The sequence below is a fragment of the Faecalibacterium sp. BIOML-A4 genome, from assembly GCF_009679665.1.
Lineage (GTDB): Bacteria > Bacillota > Clostridia > Oscillospirales > Ruminococcaceae > Faecalibacterium > Faecalibacterium taiwanense.
This window is the reverse complement of sequence record NZ_WKZG01000019.1, coordinates 17,965-43,650: the sequence shown is the minus strand read 5'-3', so window position 1 is coordinate 43,650 and position 25,686 is coordinate 17,965. Positions and strand designations below refer to the sequence as shown.

The following is a 25,686-nucleotide window of genomic DNA, read 5'->3' as shown; positions in this document are numbered from 1 at the left end:
AGTGTGAAACTATAACTTTGGAGGTTGCTGAAATGGCTGAGAATAACACAAGCAATATCGGCTTTGAAAAACAAATTTGGGACGCGGCTTGCGTCCTGCGCGGAAACATCGACGCATCCGAATACAAGTCCGTCGTTCTCGGATTGATTTTCTTGAAATACATTTCTGATCGCTTCGAGGCAAAGTACAAGGAACTGGTTGAAGAAGGCGATGGATTTGAAGAAGACCAGGACGAATACACTGCCGAAAACATCTTCTTTGTTCCTGAGAATGCACGATGGAGTGCGATTGCTGCTGCCGCTCACACGCCGGAAATTGGCACGGTGATTGATGATGCAATGCGCAGTATAGAGAAAGAAAACAAGCGTCTCAAAGATATTCTTCCTAAGAACTTCGCCCGTCCGGAACTGGACAAGCGGCGGCTTGGTGAAGTGGTTGATCTCTTCACCAACATTCAGATGATCGAGCATGGGAGCAGCAAGGATATTCTCGGTCGTACATACGAATATTGCCTCTCTAAGTTTGCTGAACAGGAAGGCAAACTTGCCGGTGAGTTCTATACTCCCTCTTGTGTCGTGCGTACCCTTGTTGAAGTATTGCAGCCGTTTAATGGACGTGTTTATGACCCGTGCTGCGGCTCTGGCGGTATGTTCGTTCAGTCCGCAAAGTTCATCGAAAATCACGGCGGCAACATCAACAAGATTTCCGTCTTTGGACAGGACTCCAACCCGACCACATGGAAGATGGCGCAGATGAATCTTGCCATTCGCGGTATTGAAGCCGACCTCGGCAAGTTTAATGCGGACACGTTCTTTAACGATTGCCACCCTCAGCTCAAGGCAGACTTCATTATGGCAAATCCGCCCTTCAATCTCTCCGGCTGGGGTGCGGATAAACTCGTTGATGATGTCCGTTGGCAGTATGGTACGCCTCCTGCTGGCAACGCCAACTTTGCATGGTTGCAGCACATGATCTGGCATCTCGCTCCGAATGGACGTATCGGCATGGTGCTTGCAAATGGTTCGCTTTCCTCACAGTCCGGCGGTGAAGGTGAAATCCGCAAGAACATTATCAATGCTGACCTTGTGGACTGTATCGTTGCAATGCCGACGCAGCTATTCTACACGACGCAGATCCCGGTATCGCTCTGGTTCCTTGCAAAGAACAAGAAGCAAAAAGGCAAAACGCTGTTCATCGACGCACGGAAACTCGGCACTATGGTTACGCGGAAGCTGCGCGAACTGACGGATGAAGACATCAAGAAAATTGCCGACACTTATAATGCCTTCGTTGATGGAACACTCGAAGATGAAAAGGGCTTCTGTGCTGTTGTCACTACACAGGACATTGCAAAGCAGGATTACATTCTCACTCCGGGACGCTATGTTGGTATTGAGGAACAGGAAGATGACGGCGAGCCGTTTGAAGAGAAAATGGGGCGTTTGACTTCTGAACTTTCTGAGCTTTTCGCAAAGTCCCATGAACTTGAGGCGCAGATCAAAGAACGACTGGGGGCGATTGGGTATGACATCTGAGTGGAGGACAATTCGCGCTGCCGACTTTATTGACTTTAATCCTCGCTTGAGCCTCAAAAAGGGTGACATTGCAACGAAGGTTGCAATGGACAAATTAAAGCCGTTCACGAAAAAGATTCCAGAGACGGAAAAAGCCGAGTTTAACGGCGGAGCTAAGTTTTGCAACGGGGACACCGTTATGGCAAGGATCACTCCATGCCTTGAAAACGGAAAAACCGCTTATGTTGATATGCTTGATGATGGCGAAATTGGCTTTGGCTCAACGGAGTTTATTGTGATGAGAGCAAAAACGGGAATCAGCGATCCGCAATTTGTTTATTACACAGCAATAAACCCGGTTTTCCGTAATGTAGCTATAAAGTCTATGGTTGGATCTTCTGGAAGGCAGCGAGTTCAACAAAGCGTTCTCGAAGAGCTTGAATTGTCAGTGCCAGACTTGGACGAGCAGAGACGCATCGGAGATTTCCTTGCAAGGATTGACGAAAAGATTGCGCTTAACGATAGGATAAACGATAATTTAGCGGCTTAGAGCTGGACAGCAGAGACGTCAATCTCGCCGGACATCAACTTTGGAAGAAGGGTATCTCTTAGTATGGACAGCCGTTTATTTTCCGCTCTATTAGAATAAATCTGCTCAAGAAGTGGTGAAGCAATGGTATTAAACCCGGCTAACTCTTCTTCCGATGGTAGAACAACAGGGTATGTCATAATCTGCTGCTTATCTCCACGGGGCATTTTCGTTCCTTTCGATCCAGCAACCATAAATGCGAAGAACTTGTCGGCATATAGGGTGCTGAATAGGTACGCCGAGTAACACGGCTGACTTGGCGTAAAGCAAAGAACATCGGTTGAGCAGCCACATTTGTCCTCACAGTAGACAATCTTCTTAAAGTAAGGACGAATGTTGGAAATCAACGTATCACCTTTATGGCAAGCGGTTGTCTGTGATGTAGTTGGTAGGCTTGTTGCCTCGGTTGAACCAGCTTTTCCCGACAGCATATTTTCCGTTGAGAAGTAGGTTCTGACGTTCAACTCAGAGACAGCTACTTTGTCTCTTGAATATGAGCAAATATCCGAGAGGACTCCCTGATTTACTGCCAAAATGTCATTGCCGAACCGCTCTTGATATATCGTTTGCAGGAGATCAGCTAAATTATCGTTTACCGTCTGAATAACTCTCACCAGTGGCGAGAGTTTTACAAAAGGGACTGCCACTGAATGTCGTTCTCTTACCTCGAAAGGAGACACGACAATGACAGAACAACTCATCACGGAGATACAGCGAAAAATGCTGCCGTATCTTAACAACGAACAGCTCATGCACCTTCGGGATGCAATGGCTGAGACATTGGAAGGGGCAACGATCACCTATGATAGTGGCTCAATTCCAGCAGAAGAAACAGATGCAGTCGAAGCATTTATCACAGCAAAACGGATCGAAGGCTGCTCAGAGAAAACCCTGAGCTACTACCGAAAGACGATTGAATCTCTGATTGCCGGAGTCGGAAAGGCAGTGCAACAGGTCGCCACAGATGATTTGCGCCGCTATCTAACCAACTATCAGGTTCAGCGAAGGTCGAGTAAAGTGACCATAGACAACATCCGCCGGATCCTGTCCAGTTTCTTCTCTTGGCTTGAGGATGAGGACTTCATCGTGAAAAGTCCGGTGCGACGGATTCATAAGGTGAAAACCGCAAAGGTTGTTAAGGACACCTACACCGATGAAGCGTTGGAGCTGATGCGCGACAACTGTACAACGGCGCGTGATTTGGCTATGGTTGATCTTCTGGCTTCGTCCGGAATGCGTGTTGGAGAACTGGTCACGCTAAACCGCGAAGACATCAACTTCAACGAACGCGAATGCGTGGTTATCGGCAAGGGCAATAAAGAACGATTGGTCTACTTCGACGCAAGGACGAAGATCCACCTTCAAAACTATCTTGAGGGCAGATCGGATGAAAACCCGGCTTTGTTTGTTTCCCTGAAAGCTCCCTTTGACCGATTGATGATCGGCGGAGTGGAGACACGCCTTCGGGAGCTGGGAAAGCGTCTGAATATCCCGAAGGTTCACCCTCACAAGTTCAGGCGCACACTGGCCACTACTGCCATAGACAAAGGAATGCCCATAGAGCAAGTCCAGCAGCTCTTAGGGCATCAGAAAATCGACACCACCATGCACTATGCGATGGTGAAGCAACAGAACGTGAAGCTGGCACACAGAAAATACATCGGATAGGATGGTGGGCATTATGTTATTTGCCAAACTAAATGACCTCTCCATAGGAGGAAAAGGATCGTATGGAATAGCTGCCTCCGCTGTCGAGCGAAAGGCAGACCTTCCTACTTACCTTAGAATTACAGATATTTTTGACGATGGAACATTAAACCTAAGTGAGCTAAAGAGCGTCGATGCTCCTAATTCAGACAAGTACATCCTTAAACCCAATGACATTGTTTTTGCACGAACCGGAGGAAGTACAGGTCGCAACTACTTTTACGACGGAAGTGACGGGGTGTTTGTATATGCTGGATTCTTGATTAAGTTCAGTATAGATCCGGAGAAAGTGAACCCTAAGTATGTGAAGTATTATTGCAGGTCGAAACAATACAATGACTGGGTTCAATCCTTCAACACTGGAAGTACACGAGGAAATATAAATGCACAGATATTTGGAAACATGGAAATCCCTCTGCCAGAAAGGAAACAGCAGGATTACCTTGTTTCGATACTCGAACCGATAGACGAGAAGATCAGGAATAACAAACAGGTAAACGATAATTTACTTGCTCAAGCACAAACGCTTTACAAACAGTTCTTCCCGTATGGCGTACAAGATGATCTTCCAGATGGCTGGCGCATAGGTACAGTTGGTGAGATCATCGAAATCCATGACTCGAAGCGTATCCCTCTCTCTGGTGCAGATAGAACGAAGATGGAGAAGAAGATTTATCCTTATTATGGTGCAGCCTCTCTCATGGATTTTGTGGATAACTACATCTTCGACGGTAAATATCTTCTTCTTGGAGAAGATGGTACTGTTGTTGACGATGCTGGCTACCCTATTCTGCAATATGTGTGGGGACAATTCTGGGTAAATAACCATGCCCACATTCTCACTGGAAGGCTTGGTTATGATGTTGAGAGCCTATATATGCTCTTTAAGCAGACTCCGGTAAAATCTATTGTTACCGGTGCTGTTCAGCCAAAGATCAGCCAAGCGAACTTGCGCTCTGTTCAAGTGGTTATTCCTCCTGAACATAATCTCAGAGAGTATAACGATCTGGTTGAGCCATTGTTCTCTTTATTTCGTGCCAACGAGGAAGAGTGTAAAACCTTTACAGCACTGCGAGACATGCTTCTACCAAAGCTCATGTCCGGCGAGATTGACGTCTCTGCTGTCCAGCTCTAAGCCGCTAAATTATCGTTTATCGGAGGTGAAATAGCTTTTGAGTAAATTACCTAAGGACTGTACTGCACGGATTATTGGAGCAGAAGCACGAAAGCTGGTTCATTTTCGATTTCCGTCAGAAAACTGGGAGTACCATGAAATGACTGGGCGGGATAATGGATTGGATTGCACAGTCGAATTAGTTGAGAACGAAGAGTGGACGAACAAGAAAATAGAAGGGCAAATTAAGGGAACTCGGTCGCCACGACAACTAAAAAATGGAGACGCATTTGCGCTTGAGATGGAAATTAAGACAATACGATATGGTTTGGGCAGCTCGTGTGCATTTGTCATATTCTATGTAGACGTAGAAGAGGAAACCGTTTACTATTTGCCCTTGCAGGACTATTTTATCAGCAAGCCCGAACTATTTGACAAATTGGACAACAACAAAAGCCAGATAACTGTCCATGTGCCATGCGACAACATTGTCTGCGAAAATGATTTTGATTTGCAGCAGATCGCAAAGAGCATCTACATAGATGGTCCGTCAAGAAAACTGAGAAAAGTATAGGATTCTGACATAGGAGGTTTAAGTTAAACCATGTTAAATAGAGTTCAGGAGAGCTTGAAAAGAAGCAAAGATGAGCGCCAGAAAAAGCGGCTTGAAAAGGAACGGCTTCGTCTTGAGAAAGCCGCAGCAGAAGCAGCTCGTGAGGAAGAGCGGCTTCAACAGGAGGCTCAAAAGATACAGACTGAAAAAGAACGCCTTCTCTCCCTTGATGACAAGGGGCTGATGGTAGAATTGATTCTGGCAGTGCGAGGTTTGTACTCACAAATAGAGTACATTCAAGGTCAGCAGGATTCTTTGTCCGAGCGGGTTGACAATATTGAGTCGGACATCTCTTCCATCCGCAGTGATATTTCAGATCTGGAAAGCAGACTGGGCTCGTCCGATCAGTAAAACTCAATGAAGGAGGCGCAGACGTGATTATTTCACCGCAATCTCTTGATACAAACCTAAGTCAGCTTTTAGCGGAGGTTAAGTTCGGCTCAATGCAGTTGCCGGAGTTTCAGCGCGACTGGACTTGGGATGATAACCGGATTAGAGGCATCATCGCCAGCTTATCACAGGGTTATCCTATGGGTGCCATCATGCGGCTGCAATACGGCAACCCGGATATTCAATTCAAGTACCGGACAATTACAGGCGTCAAGGGTGTCTCTGTAAAGCCGGAGCATTTGATTCTTGATGGTCAGCAGCGGCTTACTTCTATTTATCAGGCAACGTCCTCTAAAGAGCCGGTCTCGACCAAAACAGAAAAAGGCAAGGCTATTAAACGTTATTATTATCTCTCAATGGAGAAGTGCCTCGACGATGATGAGGATCGTTTTGATGCAGTCCTGTCCATCCCCGAAGATCGCAAAATTAAAGAGAATTTTGACCGTGATGTGAAGCTCGATCTCTCAACCAGAGAATATGAATACGAGAATAAGTTGTTTCCGGTCAATATTGTGTTCGATAGCAACGCCGTTATGGACTGGTTCATGGGCTACATGACGCACTATGGAATGAAGCCGGAGGCAATGGACGAGTTCAAGCGTTTTCAGGCGGATGTGCTGAATACAATTTCCGGGTATAAGCTGCCTGTGATTACGCTGGACAAGTCCACGCCGCGAGAGGCAGTGTGCAAGGTGTTTGAGAACGTCAATACCGGTGGTGTTCCTCTCACGGTGTTTGAGCTTGTTACCGCAACTTATGCCACAAGAGACTTTGACCTGAGAAAAGACTGGGTGCAGTGTCGAAATACAATTTGCGGTTTCGGTGACACGCTGAGAACAGACCTGTTCGATGGGATTGATGAGACTACCTTCCTGACAACGGTTTGTCTCTATACAAGCTATTTGAACAAGCAGTCTGGAAAGACAAACACAATCTCCTGCAAAAAGAAAGATGTTCTGGGACTTCCTTATGAATCGTACATAGCGAACCGGGATGCAGTGCTGTCTGGGTTCAAAATCGCAAAGGAGTTTCTTCTTCGGGATCAGTGCGTTTTCCGTCAAAGAGATTTGCCCTATACAACGCAGTTGATTCCACTTGCGGCAATCTGCGCTGTTCTCGGAAAATCCAAATGCAATGAGCCAAACACAATCAAAACTCTTTCTCGGTGGTATTGGTGCGGGATTTTGGGTGAGATGTATGGCGGTGCGAACGAAACCCGCTATGCCTATGACATTGAGGACATGGTTGAAGCGGTCAATGGACGTCCGAATGCAATGCACACGATTAACAGCGCAGTCTTTTCTTCTACGCGGCTGCTAACCCTTCAAACTCGCTTGAGCGCGGCATATAAAGGTATAATGGCTCTTCTTTACAAGGAGAAGTGTCGTGACTTTATGAACAACACGACGATTGACATTGTAAACAGTATGCTTGAGTCTCCGGATATTCACCATATATTCCCCGAAGCATATTGCGAGAAAATGGGCATCAAGCGCGAACGGTATAATTCCATCATTAACAAGACCCCGATTCTTCCAGCCACCAACCGCTCGATTGGCGGAAATGCGCCGAGTGAGTATCTGGGGGCAATTCTAAAAAAGGTTGATGGACTGACTGAGAATGAGTTGCAAGCACGGGTGGAATCGCACTTTATCAACTATGCGGAATTGAAGGCAGATAACTTCAATGGCTACTTCATTGACAGAGCAAAGAGTCTTCTCAATCTGATTGAAAAGGCAATGAATAAGCCTGTCACTGACAGAGATGCAGAAAATACGCTGGATCAGTTTGGGGCGAGTCTGGCGTAAAAGGGAGTGACAAAACTATGGCAGGATATTTTACAGAATCAAATTACGAGAACGCTGTCTTGCAGCTTCTCAATGAAGAACTGGGCTATAACTATATCTATGGACCGGACGTGGAGCGCGATTATCACTCGCCGCTTTATGAGGATGTTCTGCTACCTTCCTTGCAGCGGATCAACAAGAGCCTGCCTATGGACGCTCTGACGGAGGCAATCTACAAACTCAAGAACTTTGAAACCGGAACGCTCTTGCAGAAGAACATGGTCTTTATGGACTACCTCCAAAACGGGGTTCCGGTAAAATACTATGACAAGGGTGAAGAACGCTCTACCCTTGTTTACCTTGTAGACTTCAAAAATCCCGCCAGTAACGAGTTCACAGTTGCGAATCAGTGGACTTTCATTGAGAACTCCGAAAAAAGACCGGATGTGATCCTCTTTATCAATGGTCTCCCGCTCGTCATTGTGGAGTTGAAGTCTCCGTCCCGCGAAGAAACCGACGCTTCCGCAGCATACCGTCAGCTCCGGAACTATATGTATGAGATCCCCTCTATGTTCATTTATAATGCGGTATGTGTCATGAGCGACTTGACCACTTCAAAGGCTGGTACAATCACGTCCGGCGAAGACCGCTTTATGGAGTGGAAAACAACAGACGGCAGCTATGAGAATACGCAACACGCATCATTTGACACATTCTTTGTAGGACTGTTTGAGAAGACCCGCTTCCTTGACATCGTGAAAAACTTCATCTGCTTTAATGTGGATGGACAGAATACATTCAAGATACTCGCCGGGTATCATCAGTATTTCGCAGTCAAAAAGGCGATTGAGTCTACAAAACACGCAACCGTGACGGACGGTAAGGGTGGCGTCTTCTGGCATACACAGGGCAGCGGAAAATCGTTGTCTATGGTCTTCTATGCTCATTATCTGCAAGAAGCGTTAGAAAGCCCCACTATCGTTGTCATTACCGACCGTAACGATCTGGACGACCAGCTTTACGGACAATTCGCCCGCTGCAAGGACTTCCTCCGGCAAACGCCGCAGCACGCTGAGAGCCGCAAGAATCTGAAAGAACTGCTTGCAAACAGACAGGCAAACGGCATAATCTTCACGACCATGCAGAAGTTTGAAGAAAGCAACGAAGCTCTTTCGGAGCGTCGGAACATTATCGTGATGGCTGATGAAGCGCATCGTGGGCAATATGGTCTCAATGAGAAGGTTGTGGTCAAGCAGAAGGACAACGGCGAAGTCGAGGCGAAAACCGTTATCGGCACTGCCCGCATTATAAGAGACACGCTTCCTAATGCGACCTACATCGGATTCACCGGAACACCGATCTCCACAAAAGACCGCAGTACACGAGAGGTCTTCGGTGATTACATCGACATCTATGATATGACACAGGCAGTTGAAGATGGCGCGACCAGACCCGTCTACTACGAGAGCCGTGTGATTCACCTGAAACTCGACGAGAACACCCTCCATCTGATCGATAATGAGTATGACATTATGGCTGACAACGCCGATCCGTATGTCATTGAAAAGAGCAAAAAGGAACTCGGTCAGATGGAAGCAATCCTCGGTGCCGACCAGACGATCAATTCCTTGGTAAATGACATTCTTGATCATTACGAGAATTACCGTGAGAATATCCTGACCGGCAAGGCGATGATCGTTGCTTATTCGCGTCCCATAGCAATGAAGATTTATAAGCGCATTCTTGAGCTACGCCCAGCGTGGACGGAAAAGATTGCAGTGGTCATGACGCAAGGCAATAACGATCCCGAAGAATGGCGTGAGATTATCGGCAACAAAGCTCATAAGGACGATATGGCGCGGAAATTCAAAGACAACAACTCTCCGCTGAAAATCGCCATCGTCGTGGATATGTGGCTGACCGGTTTTGATGTTCCCTCCCTTGCTACGATGTATGTCTATAAGCCGATGGCTGGACACAACCTGATGCAAGCTATCGCCCGCGTCAATCGTGTCTTCAAAGATAAAGAAGGCGGTTTGGTTGTCGATTACGTCGGTATTGCGGCTGCACTGAAACAGGCAATGAACGACTATACTGCCAGAGACAAGAAGAACTATGGTGATACAGATGTAAGCAAGGCTGCATATCCGAAGTTCCTTGAAAAGCTCTCTATTTGCAGAGATTTGTTCCACGGATTCAGTTATGAGAAATTCATGACCGGAAGCGACCTCGACAGGGCGAAGCTCATCAGCGGCGGAGTGAACTTCATACTCGGCAAGAGTGTTGCAGAGTACGAGCTTCCCGACCATGAGAAGACACAGAATGTGTTTATCAAAGAAGCCCTGCTTCTCAAGCAGGCACTTTCGCTGTGCAGCAGCTTGGTAGACGAGCAAACTCGCATGGAGGCAGCTTTCTTCGAGTCCGTAAGAACAATGACCGTGCGCTTGGTTTCAGGCGGTACCGGAAAGAAGTTTACGCTTCCGGAAGTAAATGAGCGCATTAACGAGCTTTTGAAGCACAGCATCAAGAGCGAAGGTGTTATCAACCTCTTCTCCGATGTCCAGACTGAGTTTTCGTTGTTCGATCCGAAGTTTCTTGAAGAAGTGGCAAACATGAAGGAGAAGAATCTTGCAGTCGAACTCCTGAAAAAACTGATTTCCGAACAGGTCTCTGTTTACCGTCGAACAAATATTGTCAAGTCTGAAAAGTTCTCCGAAATCATTCAGAGCGCAATGAACCGCTATTTGAACGGAATGCTGACCAACGAGGAAGTCATTCAAGAATTACTCAAGCTGGCGAAAGACATTGCCGCTGCTGCCGCCGAGGGTGAAAAACTCGGATTGACAGCGGACGAGCTTGCTTTCTATGATGCCCTCACAAAACCGCAAGCAATCAAGGACTTTTACGAGCATGACGAGCTTATTGCTATCACGAAAGAACTGACAGATTTGCTTCGCAAAAACCAGACAATAGACTGGCAAAAGAAAGAGAGCGCAAGAGCTGGAATGCGCCGCCTGGTCAAAAGGTTGCTGAAAAAACACAAATATCCGCCAGAGGGTATGGATGATGCTGTCCAGACTGTCATGAGCCAGTGTGAGATGTGGACGGACAATGTAATGACCGCTTAACTCCCCTACGAGAAAGGAGTAGATCATGGGCAATTCAGTCATGTTGAATGGCATCGAATATGCCGGAGAACAGATTGCCTACAAAGACAGCACCTATGAGCTTGTGTCAAAGGTCGCTTACCTGATCGGCGTCCCGCTTCGTATTTTCCAAAATGAACACGAGCCGCCGAAGATAGAGATATACAACCGGCTTGAGCAGGATAAAAATGCCCGCATCATCCGAAATCTATGTATCATCCGCACCGCCATTGAGCGCAATTACCGGAAAATAAATGACATCATGCGGATGGAATACCGTGGGCTTCTTTCGATGCCTGAGATCCTTCCGATGTCCAGTATGCAGCAGCTTTCAAATGACGGAATCAGCTTTATCAAAAAGTCGAGTACAAAGCTATGCCACCACATTATCGAGATCAACCGGCTGATTTCAGACCGCATTAACAACTGCAAAAGCCTCTTTCCAATCTGGATTAACTGGACGTACATAAAAGAGCTGTTCATTATGCCAAACGGCTTGACAGAGGACGGAACGAAAGATGCTGCGGACATCTATTACGCAAGTCTCTCCTACTACCCCTATCAAATGTACATTAACTGGGTACCGATGGACGAGGGCAATGTCCTCTATAATGATAAGAAGTTTGCTACCCTGCTTTATCAATGGCATTGCGACGCCTTCACGGAATACAGTAAAGTCTCCGATGCAGGGGCTTTTGTAAAAAACAATATCTACGACTTCATAGATGACAGTGAGAAGACCGTATTGGTAGTGGACTGCGAAAACTCTGACCCGTACAAACTGTGCGCCACGCTCAAAAACCTTGATTATGAGGTCATGCAGAAAATTACGGCGATCATTCTCTTTGATGACGTACATACCGCTACGGCATGGCGGATTCTTGAAAACTACACCCGCATCCCCGTTGAGCATATCATGATTGAGCGGATCAAGCAGAACAAATCACTGGTAGACATCAAGCTCACCGCAAGAGCCTGTCAGGAACACTACCAGAAGCAAGTGGATTCCTTCGTCATCGTCTCAAGCGATTCCGACTACTGGGGGCTTATCTCTTCCTTGCCGGACGCCAGATTCCTTGTCATGATTGAGCGGGAAAAATGCGGACCGGATATGAAGTCGGCACTTGCAGAATCCGGGATATTCTACTGCTATCTGGATGACTTCTACTCCGGCAACAGCGAGGACATCAAGAAAAACGCACTATTCAAGGAGATGTACCGCTGGATTGACAACTCCGTTCACCTGAACGTCAACGATATGTTTGACGCTGCTCTGCGAAACACGAGGATCGAAATGTCTCCCGCAGAGCGGCGGCAGTTCTATGAGAAGCACATCAGACACATGACGCTGACCATCGACGAGAACGGAAACGTCAGCATTGAACTGAAACGCGGATAGCATGGGTTTCTATTCCGGGAGGAATGTGGATGGACAACAGATTCTATTTTGGATTCAATACATCGGAGGAACGGAAAAAGCGCAGAAAAGCAGAGCTGTACTCCATGAGTGAGCAAGTCAGCACCTTCTTTTGGGATGAAGCCCCGCAGCATGGTTTGGAAATGCGTGAGGGGCAGCAGGATATGTCCTTTGAGATTGTGGACGCCCTCATAAACGATCAGCATTTTGCGATTGAAGCTGGCGTGGGCATTGGAAAGTCCTTTGGCTATCTTGTGCCGGTGCTGCTGTACAGCAAACGCATGAACAAGCCGGTTATCATCGCAACCTCGACCATTGCGCTTCAAGAACAGCTCTGGCGCGATGTCCACGCGGTAATGCCCCTTCTTGGGCTGAACAGAGATGTCATCCTCGCAAAAGGACAGACCCATTATCTCTGCAACAAACGCGCAGATGAGTATATGTGTGACCCGAAGGCTGACCCACCGGACGCGCTCAAAGAAGGAATCCAGCAGGGGTATGAGGAACGCAAGGATTTCCCGGAGGTTTTGCCGCAAGGCGTCTGGGACAAGGTAAATGTGCAGCGGTTCAGCATGAAGAATTGCGGCTCCTGTGAAAAGAAGTGCAAGTATTACAAGGTCCGCGCAGCATTAAAGTTTACGGATGGAGTGGTACTGTGCAATCAGGATTTTCTAACCCAGCATCTCATGAAGCTCCGGCGCGGTCAGGAAGGGCTGATTAACGCCGCCGCTGATCTGCTTGTCGTGGACGAAGCGCACAACTTGGATGATAAAGTGCGTAGTGCCACAACGGAGCGTTTCGGACAGGGTATGCTCTTTGGAATGATTAAGAGCGCATTCTATGAGCTGCGATCCTTTGACCAGAGCAGTGTGTCAGGTGAAAAGCGAGAGGCAGAGAGCGCAATCATCGCCTTCTATAACTGCCTGAAAGCACAAGTCCAAAAGCAGATCAACGAGGCAGAGCAGGATATGCGCTACGCTGACCGCTTTTTCTTCGACAACAATGGCAGTGCGATTGAACTGCTTACCGAGATGAACGCCGCCATACACAACCTTTCGTCCAGCATTCAGATTTATTCCAGCATGGATTTCAGAAACAACCGTTCCTTTGCTGCCTCTGATGATCTGGATGCCGTCAGCGAGTCCCTTTCAGAGCTTCTTGACCGGATAGATGATATGTTGATCTGGATTGAGCAGCACGGCAGCAACACGGAACTCGTCTATTGCCCTAAAAACACAAAAGAAATTGTGAGCCGCCTATACTTCAATGGTGATGAAAGAACCATCTTGACCTCTGCCACGCTGACGAACGCCACGAGCGGGTCTCTGGAAGAACAGTATTCTTACTTTATCAGCAATACCGGCTTTCCCGCTGGTGACCGCGGCTGCTTATCCGAGCCAAAGCCTTCCCCATATCCATACGATGAACACGCCATGATCTACTATTGCGACGATCTCCCGCACCCGACCAGAGAACATGAAGCCTTCATTGAAAAGGGCGTGGAGCGACTGCTTGAGATACTGAGCATTTCCAACGGAAAGGCACTCGTGCTGTTTACGGCGAAGACCGACATGGAAGAGGTCTACTCCATTCTCAGCGAGAAAAATCTTCCGTACAAAATCCTGATGCAGCAGCCGGGATCGTCGCAGGACAAGGTGCTGAGTGAGTTTAAGGAAGATACGAACTCCGTGCTTCTGGGGACGGGTGCATATTGGGAAGGTATCAGCATTGAAGGAAAAAGCCTTTCCAATGTCATCATTTTCCGGCTTCCGTTCCCTGTCCCCGATCCAATTATCGAGTATAAGTGTTCCGTCGCAAAGGACGCTCTGATGGATGTCCGCGTTCCCGAAATGATTATCAAGCTCAAGCAAGGTATCGGGCGATTGATCCGCAATTTCACAGACACCGGCATTGTCTGCATTATCGACCGAAGACTTCGGGACGAGCCGCCGGAACGCTATCATGACATTACATGGGACTCCCTGCCTATCAAAAATCGGACAAGCAGTTTGGACGAACTGAGGAGGTTTTACGAAGGTCTGCCCTCAGCCAAGGAATGATGATAGAAACGGCATTCTCTTCGGAAACATAGAACAGCCCCCAAAAAACGACAATCAGAAAACGGAGGTGTATCATGTTGTACAATGAAAATCTGCACGAAGAAGAACGACATCTGATCCAGCAGATTGCCGAGCAAACAGAGAGAGGAAAAATCGACTGGGAACTGACAGAGTATAATCCGCTGTCATTTCTGAATGAGGACAAGATAGACAAAAACCCAGCAGTAATCTGTCAGTCTTTCTCCTTTGAGGCGATCATCGGTGGATCCCGTTACGAGCTTGATGTCATGGAGAATATTGATGTGCCGTCCGGTATGGGAGACTACACCATAACCTTGACACGGGATGAAACCGAAAATTATCTTAAAATTGAGGATGCACTTTCCTTTGACTGTGACCGCTATGAATGCACACCGGAGGAAGTCGCAGAGCGATTTGCGGACAGCCCCATTGTCCGTCTCTGCAACGCCATCATTCCCGCCACGCTTGGGCAGGAGGATTTAGAAGAGGTCTTCACATGGGCAAGGTTTTTCAACGAGACTGGCATTTCTGCAAAGCTAATGAATCATCCGCTGACCAAGCTCTGTGAAAAGCTGTTCGACGAACACCGTCTGATGGACTTCCATCGCTGCGTCTTGGATGTGGACTATCGAAAGTTGCTCCTAAATGAACTGGCTCATAACTAAGACACGAAAAAACGCCCCCGACACTGTGCCAGACGCACAGTGCCGGGGGCGTTCCCGTTTCCAGCGATTTATTTTTCCCTCGGCAATGGACTGTCCATAAGATGACACTTTCCGTTTTACGAAGCCGCGAAAATTCGATGTGTTCCGTGGAGATGTTCACTGGGCAGCATACGCCGTACACGTTTCCAATAATCACTGAGCAGTGCAATGTGTATTCGCTATCGGGAAATACTTCACAGTTTTCACAACGCTTGATTCAGAAGGAAATTTTTTGCCTTATTCCCGCGTGACATCAAGGGAAACCGGATTGATGACGATGATGGTCTTGCCCTTTTTGTGGGCATATCTCACGGTATTCCCAGTACCGCTGGGGCATCCATTCCATACTGCGAGAATATAATCGGCGTGATCTACCATGTACCGATTTCTCTTGTCCATGCAGTCCGGCGTGTACTCCCGTTGCAGCATGGTCTCCTTGTCACACTTTGCAGCAATATTGTAATACCTTTCCCGTGAAGCCACAGACCATTTGATCGCTTGTGTCTCACAGGGGATTGCGCTTTCCAGAGTAATGTGAGGGTATTTTGATTTCAAATCGAGTACAATTTCCGCAGCGTACATATCGACGCCAAGAGCCATGCCGGTAATAAAATGCGTGACGCCCTCGTTCTCGATGAGTGCTACAATCTGATCCCGCATAACAGATTTCAAAGAAGTACAACGCTTATCGGATTCATCAAAGCCGAACGGAAGACTCTGCGGTCTATGACCGGTAAACGCACAAGTCTTGCCTTGAACGGATTGCTTTTCAGCTTTTTGAGCAGACTTTCTAAACTCAATAATGCGCGACATGACACCCCTTCTTTCACTCTTTTGGTAGGTAACTCCATTCTATCACCCTCATCACGGACAGTCAACGCATTGTCGTTAGTAAAATTAACGACGTCGTGCCGTGGATAATGACACCGCCGTTAGGTACACTAAATGCAAAGGTGGTGAGGCTATGCGAGAGAAGAAGGACATCAATATTGAAATCGGCGGCAATATTCAAGTGGCAAGAGAACAGGCGGGCTATACGCAGGACACGCTCTCAGAAATGCTTGGCATGACGCCGAATCACCTGAGCGCTATTGAGCGTGGTGCTTCCGGTATTTCTCTTGAAGCCTTGCAGCGTCTTTGCCGTTTGCTGGGCGTCAGTGCGGACCGAATTATCTTTGGGACCGATGAGCCAGAAGCGGAAGCCCTTGCGCTTGCCAGACGTATTTCGGATATAAAGCCGGAATACCGGCAACAGGTTCAAGAGCTGCTGTCCGCTATTTTGAATATGTCATAATATGTCATAAAAAAAGAGCCTCTGCCGACACCCAAAACGGGCATCGACAGAGGCTTTTGATTCGTTTTCCGGGCATTCAAACAAGTGCCGAAATCGACACTTATTCTCGCTCTATTGCTGGAACTGTGCGGGGAATATAATCACACTGGGCGGTCATTCCTCGTCGCTCTGAGGCTTGCAATCACAGGCTTTTTCGACCCCTAACTGTCAACACCGCGATGCCTTGCGGGAGAAGTGCGGACAGGCGATGAGATCCGCACGGAAGCTCTGCTTGCAGCTATGGACGCAGCGGACGCAGAAGCGGTTATACTTCCGGCGTCCGCTATCTCCGATGAAGAACGACCACTCCTGCCGCCACTTCTGACTTCTGCTCACAGCTCAATCTCTCCTTTGTGCTTTTTGGGGGGGGGGGGCAGCATTCCATCTGCTTTTCAGCCTTTGCAGACTTGAGCCTGTCCATGATGGAGGACTTTTCGCCCCTTTCGGGGGCTTTGACCTCTGCGGTCTTGTCCTCCTTCGGACCGTTGTTGATGATCCCGTCAATCATGCCGTAGTCATCCTCCATCGACATCTCCGCTGCCTTGAGGTAATTTTCCTTCTCAAGAGCTGCCATCCAGCTTTCTTTGCTGATACCGAGCATTCCGCCCTTTGCCGCATGATCGGCAATCTCCTTGGCATCCACGCACAAGCCCTCTGTGTTATCGGAATAAAGACGGTAAACCTCGCAGCCCTTCTCCAAAGCCTTCTCAGCCGCCTCCTGACCGGCGGGAAGAACGCCAGCCCATGCGTAGCCGTAGTCCTTCATATCCTGAACGGAGAGCGTGGGATCGGGCATTTCCGGCACTTCCTTGACCTCAAGGTCAAGAAGTCGGAGCGTGTCATCGTCAAAGCCGTTGTAGACATCATCAAGGACGAGCTTGCCGCGCTCATCGACGATGATGCAAGCCGCTTCATCGCCGTAGGTGTCATGCTCCATCAGATAAAAGCTGTGACCGCCGACTTCGTGCTGGTCAATGGTGTGCCATGTCCCGATGTGACCGGCAACCGTCAGACCGGAGGTATCGGCGTTCATCTCGAAGTCCTTCTGCTCGATGCTCTCCTGCTTCTGCTGTTCCTTCGAGATCATGGGGATCGCCACAATCTTATCGCCCAGCTTGACAAACTGCTCCGGCACTTTGAAGTGGTCGGAGAACTTCTGCATCTGCTCTACGGTCAGAGAACCGAAGCTGTCATCCGTCAAGCCGACTACCATGAATGTTCCGGCAACAACGTCGTAGATGTCACCGTCCTCATCACGCAGAGCGCGGTTCAGGGGCAACCCTTCCAGCTTGCCTTCCTCATTACAGACTAAAGCAACAGGGTCTTCGTAGGGATAAATCGCCTCGATGCAGCCGCCGACCTCATGCTGCAAGGACTCCAGACCGGAGTCAATCTCCTTCACATAAGGCTCCTTTCCCGGCTCAACGACGAGAACGGCGATGGTGCTGTCACGCTCGGCGGCTTCCCCTGAGCCGGTAATCCGGTATTCATCGGGAATATCATCAAGCTCCCCGTTAAACTGCCTGTCCCAGCGTTCGCTTGCGACACGGACATAGCCCTCATCGGTGAATCGCCCCTGCTCATCCATCGCAATGTCGCGCCCATAGCGTTCATAGTCGATGTAATTTGCCAGAGGACCGAGATCCTTTTCAGAGTAGATACCGGCTTCGTGTGCGTAATAATAGCCGAGATCGGATTCGTCGTTGATACCGGGCATGATGTCGTAGCAGTCCAGATTGAACGTCAGGTTGATGAGATCGTCAATATCGCTGACCTCATCGCAGCCAGCCTCCATAACGGCAACGAGCTTTTCCTGATCGCTCAGGGAAAGCTCGTCAATCAAAGCGGCAAGGTAGTTGAGCTTATCAAGGTTCTCGTACTCGCCAAGCATCTTCTGGACGCCATAGATCGGGCATTCATAGTCGGTGATAAACCACTCTTCGTAGGGCTGACCGAACTCGTCCTGCTTGCCGATCCCAATACGCTCAAAGACCTTCTGCATCTCTTCCTCGGTGGTGGGCAGCTTCACCCACTCACCGACCAGCATACCCTCGTTGTACTTGCCAAGGTTTGTGACGAAGGCTTCAAAATTACCGTCTAATACGGGCATAGGCATCCTCCTTTCAGTCATCCACCATGCCGTCCGGCATGATATACAGTTCCTCAAACTCCGCGTCGGTCATGGCTTCGAGCTTCCGGACGGTCTTATACATCAGCTCTGCGATCTCGCTGTCCATGTCGTTCAGGGTGACGCTCTTCATATCGTCGATCAGCCGCTTCCGGCTGGACGTATTGAAGCAGCACATGAGGTTGAGTTCTTCTACGGTAAATTTTTTCATATCAGAGTACCATATCCTTTCCTTTCGATTTCTGCGGTTTCGGCGTGTGGGTCGGCTGTGCTTTCTGTGCGGATTTCAGCTTGTCGCGGATGGATTCACGGGCAGCGTGCTTCTTCGGGATGGTGTCGTATATGGCAGTCCCGGCATCCTCCACATAGGAGCGAACATACTGGATGCTTTCAGAAAAGCGGATGGGGCGGTTCTTGTCCTCGATGTTCGTCAGCCGGACTTCATCAGCGGCAAAATCAACCGCGTCAATTCTGCACTTGATGCCGTCCACATTCAGCGTCGCGCCGACAGGAATGTAATCTGCGGCTTTGAGTTCCTTAAAGGTCTCGCCGTCCTTGCTGAGAAAGACATCCGCGCCGGACTGCCAGAGCTTCTTTGAAGCTGCTACCCACGCAGCTTCACGGAAGCCCGTCACCGGCATAGAAGGCTTGCCGCGTACCTTCTTCTCAAGGAGCTTCGTGCCGAGCAAGGGCGCGGCTTTTTCCGCGTCCTTGCCGTACAGCTCAAAATAGCCGTTCTGGGCAAAGCAAACCAGCGCGTCCGGATGTGCCTTTTTGACCGCTTCGTACTTCCGAAGTTCTGCAACGGACAGAGGCGAAAGCGCCTCTGTCCTTTCTGCATCCGGCAGTCTGTCACGGCGGCTTTTCTGCTTGGACAGCACTTCCACCAGAGCATCCGCGTCCTTCGGGAGTGTCTGGTGGGCTTTGACGCCGCCATGCTCACCGACCAGAGCCATTGCTGCATCGAAGCTGCTGCGGCATGGGGCGTCCAGCACATAGCCATCTGCAAAGGTCAGCCGGTCATGATCCGGCGCAACCGAGTTCTGCGCCACATTTGCCGCCTGTTCCCGGTAGTTGATCTCAAAGACATCTCCGAAGACCTTGCCGCGCTTAACGGCTTTCGGGACAATGACACGAGCAATGCACTCGTCGTAGGTCTGTTCCGCGTAAAAACGGAAGGTGTTGTGATCTCGCGTTCCCTGAATGAAGACCTGATTTTCATTGAGGCAGTGCGTCCCATGCGGACGGCAGAACCACATCAGCGTCTTGTCTTCGGGATTCTGGCTTTCGGCGGCGCGGCGGATGATGCGCTTGTCGATGTCGAAGTCTTCCTTGTAGCTGTCTACATGACTGTCCACGAGCTTCTGCAGCTCCGCAACGATGTCAACATCTGTGTATTTCTTCATGCGTCTCCTTTCTCACAACTCCATGTCGTGCGTTTTGGATTTGACCGGAGACTTCTTCTCCGGCTGCTGTTTTGCGGCAGTCCTGAGCTGATCGCGGATGGAGGGCTTTTCCTGCTTCTGCTCCTGCTTGACGTATTCCAGCGTCGGCAGCAGCTCACGGTAACAGCCCTGTGTTTTCCGCGTCGCATGACGGCGATGGATTTTGAACAGCGGCTCACCGTTCTGCGTGACCGTGTTGCCCTCAATCCTGACGCTGTTCCGTGCCAGCAGATTGAAGGAGTGGTTAGAGGTGCGATAGGACGCCCGCATTCCGTCGTTGTTATAGGCAATCTGCCCCTTGAGCGTGTCCATGACGGCGGCTTTGATCTCCTTCTCTTCGGCAGTCAGGCGGTGCGCTTTCGGTGCTTTTGCCGCTTCCTCCGGCAAGGGGGCAAAGGGAGACTTGACCTCCACAGTTTTTACCTCAATAGAGGTAATCTCACCGTTCTCCCATGCAACGACCTCCGGGTCTCTTTTCTCTGCCTTCTCGGAAGTAGCTTCTTTCTGGGGTTCAGTCTGCTGATGGAACGCATCGACGAAAAGTGCCGTCAGTCCGGGATTGGGTTTATCCACAAGGAAGCGGGAGGCATTCTCTGGGCAGACATCAATGCTCTTTGCCCATTCCTTGAGGGGCTGCGGAATACGCCCGTCAAAGTCTTTCTGCTGAATGGTGTTTGCAAGGACATATCGGACACGCTCCGGAGAGAACTGCTCAAGGACGCTCTTCACGGCAGCATCCGCATCCAGCCGGTTATCTCCGTAGTTGGAGCTGATCGCCGCTTCAATCGCTTTGCGGCATTCCACGTTTGCGGCGAGAGAAGCACGATATGCGTCCATCTCATCGGCTTCATAGGCGTAATTCGCCGTCTCGCGGTAAATGGGGACTTCCGGCTTTTCCTCCGGAACAGCTTCCTTTACGGGAGCTTCGACTTCCATCTCTGCGGACTGTGCTTTCTCTGCCAGCAGCACCTTGAGCTTGGCGTCAATGCCCTCGATCATCTCAGCCGCCGTCTTGCGGATGGTGTCCAGAGAGCTTTTCAGTTCCTTGGTTTCCTTGCCGGATGACCAACCGGCGATGTAACCGAAGGAGTAGTCCGAGGTTTCAATGCCGTACCGTTGGCAGACGGTGTAGGCAACGCTTTCCGCTTCAACCTCCTTGGTGTGCCGATCCTTCTTATCTTCTGGCGCGGCTTTCTCATCCGGCTTGACGGCGTGGAGCTTTGCGTGGGCGATCTCGTGAATGGCGGTTTTGACCGTCTGGATTTCGCTCATGCCTTCCTGAATGGCAATGCGGCTTTCAACCGGCGAGAAGAATCCCTTTGCACCGCCCGGAATGTCCTCAAAGGAAATAGGGACGGGAGATTCCTGCCTGAGTGCGTCGAAGAACGCCTCGTAGTTTTCGACGGTGCCTTTCAGCTCATCGACGATAATGTCCGGAAGCTCCTTGCCGTCCGTCTGGGAAACATCAAAGACACTTACCACCTTGAAGGCAGGACGCAGGACCTCAACCGTTTCCGTGACAGCCTTCCCATCTGCGCCGATCACCGGCTTCTGGGTTACGGGGTCAACCTTTTCACGCTCTTCCTGCGTCTTGTACGGCGCGGGAGCAAGAATCTTGATGCCCTTTTCGCCCTTCATGACCTGACGGTCAAAGTTGCGCTGCCACGAGGTATAACCGGCAACATAGGTTGCCTCCGGCTTCTGCATCGCAATGAGCAGCGTGTTGTTGAAGGAATAGTTGTAGAACTTGGACATCGTGCGGAGATATTCCTTGAACCGCTCGGATTCAAAAAGCTCCTTGATGCCCTGTTCCAGCTTGTCCGTGATTTCGCGGACTTGCTGTGCATTTCTGTTTTCAGCCATATCAAACCTCCATTTCGTATTTGCTTCGGGGAGAAGAAAACCCCGTTTGGGATTTGCTCAGTAAACGAGCCTTTACCTCAGACGGGGTTTCTCTGCGCGTCATCCGACGATGGAAGATGTTATCCTCGTTCTCCCATTCAATCAGCCGGTCAAACATATCCGGGTGCTTTGTGATCATGTGCAGCAGCTCCGAGTCACTGGCGTTGGGACAGAACCAGCAGCCGTTTCTTCGGCAGTGAGCGTAGATTGGGGAAAGCAGCCCGTGTTCCTGACAGAGCTTGTAGGCGTCCGCCTCGGTCATACCGTATTTGGCAAGCAGACTGACCTTCTTCACGCCGTCCAGACGCGCAAGACGTTTGGGTTCATCCTCCGCGATGCCGACATAACTCACAGTGTCCGGAGAAAGCGCGGCATTGTACTTGCGGACAGGCGGGATTTTGCAGTCACGATTGACCGCGCACATCCCAGCCCACGCGAACCCGCGAACCTCGCCCTTATGAGGCCCGCGGGTGATGACATGATGAAATACGTCATCGTAGGTCTTGTCCGCATGGAGAATGGTGAACTTGATGCCCAACTCTTTTTCGCAGAAGGGCTTGAGCCGGTCATAAATGAAGTCCCGGTGTTCCGGGACTTCGCCGCTTGTGTCCTTATCAAACATGACCTCGCTGAAAACCGCCTCGTCCAGCGGCTCATTGTGCTGTGCAGCCAGCAGGAGCGTCGCTACGCTGTCTTTGCCTCCGCTGCAAGAGGCAACATACTTCGGGCGGCTCATCGGTCAAATTCCATCTTGAAGCTGACGTATTTGCCGCCGCTGTCATCCAGACGGATCACTGCGTCGTAGAGCTGGGGCTTCTTCGGCGTGTAAAGCCCGGTCACTCGGCACCAGCCCTTGTCCAGCAGCTCCTTTGCAATCTTCTTGGTCAGCTTCTTTTTCTTGCTGGAAAAGAACTTGTTGTCTTCCCACAGGCAGAAGGAGCATTCCTTGTTCGAGCAGTAGAAGTTGCCCTTGCCGACATAGACCGGAGAGCCGCAACGGGGGCATTTGCCGATTTCCTCTTTCCCCGTGCCGAAACGCTGGGCTTCGGCATCGGAGAGAAACGGGTAGGCTTTCACGAGATCCCCGGTCATCCGGACAATGCCGCTGAGAAATGCGCCTGCATCCGCATTGCCGCGCTCAATCTCCATGAGCGTGTTTTCCCATTCCGCAGTCATTGCGGGAGACGTGATCTGTTCTGGCAGAACACAGACGAGGTTGCAGCCGTCCTTTGTGGGAATGAGGGATTTGCCTTTGCGCTCTGCAAAGCCGGATTTCACCAGCTTTTCAATGATACCGGCGCGGGTCGCGGGTGTTCCGAGACCTTTCTTCTCGGTGTCATCGTCAAACTGATCGTTTCCGGCAGTCTCCATTGCAGACAGGAGCGTGTCTTCCGTGTACTGCTTCGGAGGCGTTGTGAAGTGTTCCGTAACGCTGGCGGACACATTATCCAGAACATCGCCCTCATGGACTTCGGGCAGGGACTTCATGGGATCGTCCTTTTCCTTCGTCTTGAGGGAAGCCTTGAACAGCTCTTCAATGGCTTTCCATCCGTTTTGAACGACGGTCTTCCCCTTGGTTTTGAACTCGTAGCCCTCGCAGGAGAGCGAGATCTGCGTTTCTGCGTAGGTGTGCTTCTCGCCGGTCGCACACAGAAGGCGCATCCCGACAAGATTGAGAATTTTCTGCTCCGACTGAGGGAGTGCGGAAACATCCTGCTTTTCAAGCTGGACGGTCGGGAGAATGGCATGGTGATCTGTGACCTTGCTGTTGTCGGTTACGCGGGCAATGTCCGGAGTAACCGAAACACCGGAGAAAAGCGGAAGCTGGCGGCAGACAATAGAAATGACCTGACGGGCGGTGTCCTCCATATCGTCCGTGATGAACTGGCTGTCCGTGCGCGGATAGGTCAGGAGCTTCTTTTCGTAGAGTGTTTGTACGAGATCGAGCGTCTGCTGGGCGGTGAAGCCGTAGTATCGGTTTGCCTCGCGCTGCAAGGTGGTCAGATCATAGAGCTTCGGAGGGTTGACGGTTTTCGTCTCCCGCTTGAGAGAAGAAACGACGGCTTGCTTTTTCTCGCAAGCCGCCGCAATCTTCTTTGCTTCCTCTTCGGTTTTGACCTTTTCCAGATCGGCGGTCAGATCGCCCTTGCCGACGTGGACGTTGAAATACTTCTCCTTATGGAACGTGGAGATTTTCCCGTCACGCTCCACCAGCATTGCAAGGGTCGGCGTCTGGACGCGCCCGACCACCAGCTTCTTGTGATAGAGCGTGGTGAACAGGCGGGTGCCGTTGATACCGACAATCCAGTCTGCCTTCGAGCGGCTGAGTGCCGCTTCATAGAGACGGTCAAATTCCTTGCCGTCCCGGAGATGATTGAAGCCTTCGCGGATGGCGGAGTCCTCCAACGAGCTGATCCACAGACGCTTGAAAGGCTTGGTGCATCCGGCTTTGTTGTAGACCAGTCGGAAAATCAGCTCACCCTCGCGCCCTGCATCGGTTGCGCAGACCAGCTCGGTAACGCGCTTGTCCTTCATAAGAGAGGACAGCACCTTGAACTGCTGGGCTTTGTCCTTTGTGACCTCGAACATCCAGCTTTCCGGAACAATGGGCAGATCGTCATACCGCCACTTGGCATACCGCTCATCGTAGGAGCTGGCGTCTGCCAGCTCCACCAAATGACCGAAGCACCACGAAACGATGTAATTGCCGCCCTCCATATAGCCGTCCTTGCGGGACGTCGCGCCCAATACCTTTGCGATGGACTGGGCAACGCTGGGCTTTTCAGCAATGACTAAGATCAATCTTCATCACCTTCCGTTTCGGCATCCTCCGCAATCTGCGGCTCTTCATCCTCGTTGATGTACGGCTCTTCCTCGTAGCCTTCATCATCAAAGAAGTCCATATCTTCATCCTTGGGCTTTCTGCCCTTGACGAACTTGATGTAGTAATAAGCTGCACCCGCAGCACCGGCAAGGGCAAAGATGACGAGGATCACGCCAACGTTGGATTTCTTTTCGGGTTTAGGGGCGGGGACATCGGTTTCCGCATCCTTGTCCGGCTCAGGTGTAGCGGGGGCTGTGCCGGTGCATTCGCTCATGTTGGTCTTGCAGACCGGGCAGTCGGTATTGACTTGACCGGCAACGCATTTTTCCTTGCAGTTACAGGTGGTCAGAGCCGCCGCAGTATCTTCATCCAGCAGCGCAAGCAGATCGCTCTCATCGACCATGTTCAGGAAGTACGTCTGGTACTGTTCCTCGTCCTCGTTGATGGGCGCATCGTAGTCAATGACGATATAGAAGGTGTTGCCGTTCTTCGTCTGGATGGTGATGAACTGCTTGTTGGTTGCCTTGTCATAGAGCAAGTCGCGGGTGTAGGCGTTGCCCTCATCGTCAATCGGCTCACCCTTCGGCTTTTCAGGGGCGGGAGTGACTGCGGGCTGCTGTTCCGGCTGGGTTGCCTCGGTGACGGGAAGGTTCTGCTCGGTATCGTCGGCGTAGGCAAACGCAGTCACCGAGAAGCAGGACAGAACCATAACGCAGACCGCAAGGACGGTCAGAAAACGAAACTTCTTACGCATTGTCGATTACCTCCGTATTTTCAGCGGGCTTGGTGCCGCCCTTCATGGAAGACAGGAACGCCATGATCTGATCCTTGTCCATCACCATAGAGCGCACGGTATTGATGATTTCAAGGTTTTCCAGCTCTGTCTTCTTGTCGTACAGCTCCTTGAGCTGTCCTTCGATTTCGGACTTCTTCTTTTCAGCCTTCTCAATGTCGGAGAGGACTTTCTGATACTTGGGATTCATGCAAAACTC

General features: G+C 50.1%; 21 protein-coding genes and 1 pseudogene. 12 read left to right on the top strand and 10 right to left on the bottom strand.

The features are described 5' to 3' along the window. The first annotated feature begins 32 nt into the window (after positions 1–32). Together GKG34_RS13035 and GKG34_RS13030 are read left to right on the top strand one after the other, a co-directional pair. On the top strand, positions 33–1,535 hold the full coding sequence (locus GKG34_RS13035) for a class I SAM-dependent DNA methyltransferase (protein WP_148336299.1): 1,503 nt from the start codon (positions 33–35) through the stop codon (positions 1,533–1,535). Then, a complete protein-coding gene (locus tag GKG34_RS13030) occupies positions 1,525–2,064 on the top strand; it encodes a restriction endonuclease subunit S (protein WP_154256498.1) in 540 nt (179 codons plus the stop codon). Before GKG34_RS13035 ends, GKG34_RS13030 begins: the two co-directional genes overlap by 11 nt. On the opposite strand, the gene GKG34_RS13025 is transcribed toward GKG34_RS13030, so the two are convergent. Further along, a complete protein-coding gene (locus GKG34_RS13025) occupies positions 2,061–2,750 on the bottom strand; it encodes a restriction endonuclease subunit S (protein WP_154256496.1) in 690 nt (229 codons plus the stop codon). The two genes, GKG34_RS13030 and GKG34_RS13025, sit on opposite strands and share 4 nt — an antisense overlap. Before the next feature lie 37 nt (positions 2,751–2,787). Here GKG34_RS13025 and xerA point away from each other — a divergent pair, with 37 nt between their 5' ends. The 9 genes from xerA to GKG34_RS12980 all read left to right on the top strand — a co-directional run bounded on the left by xerA (position 2,788) and on the right by GKG34_RS12980 (position 15,023). Continuing rightward, complete coding sequence (gene xerA, locus GKG34_RS13020; protein WP_148336300.1) at positions 2,788–3,771, top strand: site-specific tyrosine recombinase/integron integrase; 984 nt, start codon at positions 2,788–2,790, stop codon at positions 3,769–3,771. Between the two features lie 13 nt (positions 3,772–3,784). Beyond that, the gene (locus GKG34_RS13015; protein ID WP_154256494.1) at positions 3,785–4,945 is read left to right on the top strand and encodes a restriction endonuclease subunit S; all 1,161 of its coding nucleotides are present in this window, start codon (positions 3,785–3,787) and stop codon (positions 4,943–4,945) included. A gap of 37 nt (positions 4,946–4,982) precedes the next feature. Next, positions 4,983–5,498, top strand: a complete 516-nt coding sequence (locus tag GKG34_RS13010) for a DUF4365 domain-containing protein (protein WP_148336303.1) — start codon at positions 4,983–4,985, stop codon at positions 5,496–5,498. A gap of 30 nt (positions 5,499–5,528) precedes the next feature. Beyond that, positions 5,529–5,888: a hypothetical protein gene (locus GKG34_RS13005; protein ID WP_148336304.1), complete on the top strand. Its 360-nt coding sequence runs from the start codon at positions 5,529–5,531 to the stop codon at positions 5,886–5,888. Positions 5,889–5,911: 23 nt separating this feature from the next. Further along, positions 5,912–7,735, top strand: a complete 1,824-nt coding sequence (locus GKG34_RS13000) for a DUF262 domain-containing protein (protein ID WP_256284603.1) — start codon at positions 5,912–5,914, stop codon at positions 7,733–7,735. Positions 7,736–7,752: 17 nt separating this feature from the next. Next, positions 7,753–10,842 carry a type I restriction endonuclease subunit R gene (locus tag GKG34_RS12995; protein WP_148336305.1) on the top strand — a complete coding sequence of 1,030 codons (3,090 nt, stop codon included), beginning with the start codon at positions 7,753–7,755 and terminating at the stop codon, positions 10,840–10,842. Positions 10,843–10,867: 25 nt separating this feature from the next. Further along, positions 10,868–12,259, top strand: a complete 1,392-nt coding sequence (locus GKG34_RS12990) for an NYN domain-containing protein (protein WP_154256492.1) — start codon at positions 10,868–10,870, stop codon at positions 12,257–12,259. A gap of 29 nt (positions 12,260–12,288) precedes the next feature. After that, positions 12,289–14,337, top strand: coding sequence for an ATP-dependent DNA helicase (locus GKG34_RS12985; RefSeq protein ID WP_154256490.1), 2,049 nt, complete (start codon positions 12,289–12,291; stop codon positions 14,335–14,337). Between the two features lie 74 nt (positions 14,338–14,411). Beyond that, positions 14,412–15,023 (top strand): hypothetical protein, encoded by a 612-nt coding sequence (locus GKG34_RS12980; protein ID WP_148336306.1) that lies wholly within the window; start codon positions 14,412–14,414, stop codon positions 15,021–15,023. 276 nt (positions 15,024–15,299) lie between these two features. On the opposite strand, the gene GKG34_RS12975 is transcribed toward GKG34_RS12980, so the two are convergent. Continuing rightward, positions 15,300–15,875, bottom strand: coding sequence for an SLOG family protein (locus GKG34_RS12975; protein ID WP_148336307.1), 576 nt, complete (start codon positions 15,873–15,875; stop codon positions 15,300–15,302). A gap of 151 nt (positions 15,876–16,026) precedes the next feature. Between GKG34_RS12975 and GKG34_RS12970 the strand changes: the two genes are divergently transcribed. Next, a complete protein-coding gene (locus GKG34_RS12970) occupies positions 16,027–16,356 on the top strand; it encodes a helix-turn-helix transcriptional regulator (RefSeq protein ID WP_006573527.1) in 330 nt (109 codons plus the stop codon). A gap of 371 nt (positions 16,357–16,727) precedes the next feature. Here GKG34_RS12970 and GKG34_RS12965 read toward each other — a convergent pair. The 8 genes and pseudogenes from GKG34_RS12965 to GKG34_RS12930 all read right to left on the bottom strand — a co-directional run bounded on the left by GKG34_RS12965 (position 16,728) and on the right by GKG34_RS12930 (position 25,677). Beyond that, positions 16,728–18,526: pseudogene (locus GKG34_RS12965) on the bottom strand (antirestriction protein ArdA). Beyond that, positions 18,519–18,734, bottom strand: a complete 216-nt coding sequence (locus GKG34_RS12960; protein ID WP_148336309.1) for a transposon-transfer assisting family protein — start codon at positions 18,732–18,734, stop codon at positions 18,519–18,521. Before GKG34_RS12960 ends, GKG34_RS12965 begins: the two are co-directional and overlap by 8 nt. A 1-nt stretch (position 18,735) precedes the next feature. Continuing rightward, on the bottom strand, positions 18,736–19,929 hold the full coding sequence (locus GKG34_RS12955) for a DNA mismatch repair protein MutS (RefSeq protein ID WP_148336310.1): 1,194 nt from the start codon (positions 19,927–19,929) through the stop codon (positions 18,736–18,738). A 12-nt stretch (positions 19,930–19,941) separates the two neighbouring features. Next, complete coding sequence (locus GKG34_RS12950; protein WP_148336311.1) at positions 19,942–21,831, bottom strand: DUF3849 domain-containing protein; 1,890 nt, start codon at positions 21,829–21,831, stop codon at positions 19,942–19,944. 1 nt (position 21,832) lies between these two features. Then, the gene (locus tag GKG34_RS12945; protein ID WP_148336312.1) at positions 21,833–22,606 is read right to left on the bottom strand and encodes a phosphoadenosine phosphosulfate reductase; all 774 of its coding nucleotides are present in this window, start codon (positions 22,604–22,606) and stop codon (positions 21,833–21,835) included. Next, positions 22,603–24,672 carry a DNA topoisomerase 3 gene (locus GKG34_RS12940; RefSeq protein ID WP_148336313.1) on the bottom strand — a complete coding sequence of 690 codons (2,070 nt, stop codon included), beginning with the start codon at positions 24,670–24,672 and terminating at the stop codon, positions 22,603–22,605. The genes GKG34_RS12945 and GKG34_RS12940 overlap by 4 nt, the downstream gene beginning before the upstream one ends. Next, on the bottom strand, positions 24,669–25,448 hold the full coding sequence (locus GKG34_RS12935; RefSeq protein ID WP_148336314.1) for a DUF4366 domain-containing protein: 780 nt from the start codon (positions 25,446–25,448) through the stop codon (positions 24,669–24,671). Before GKG34_RS12935 ends, GKG34_RS12940 begins: the two co-directional genes overlap by 4 nt. After that, a complete protein-coding gene (locus GKG34_RS12930) occupies positions 25,441–25,677 on the bottom strand; it encodes a DUF4315 family protein (RefSeq protein ID WP_006573549.1) in 237 nt (78 codons plus the stop codon). The genes GKG34_RS12935 and GKG34_RS12930 overlap by 8 nt, the downstream gene beginning before the upstream one ends. Positions 25,678–25,686 lie beyond the last annotated feature (9 nt).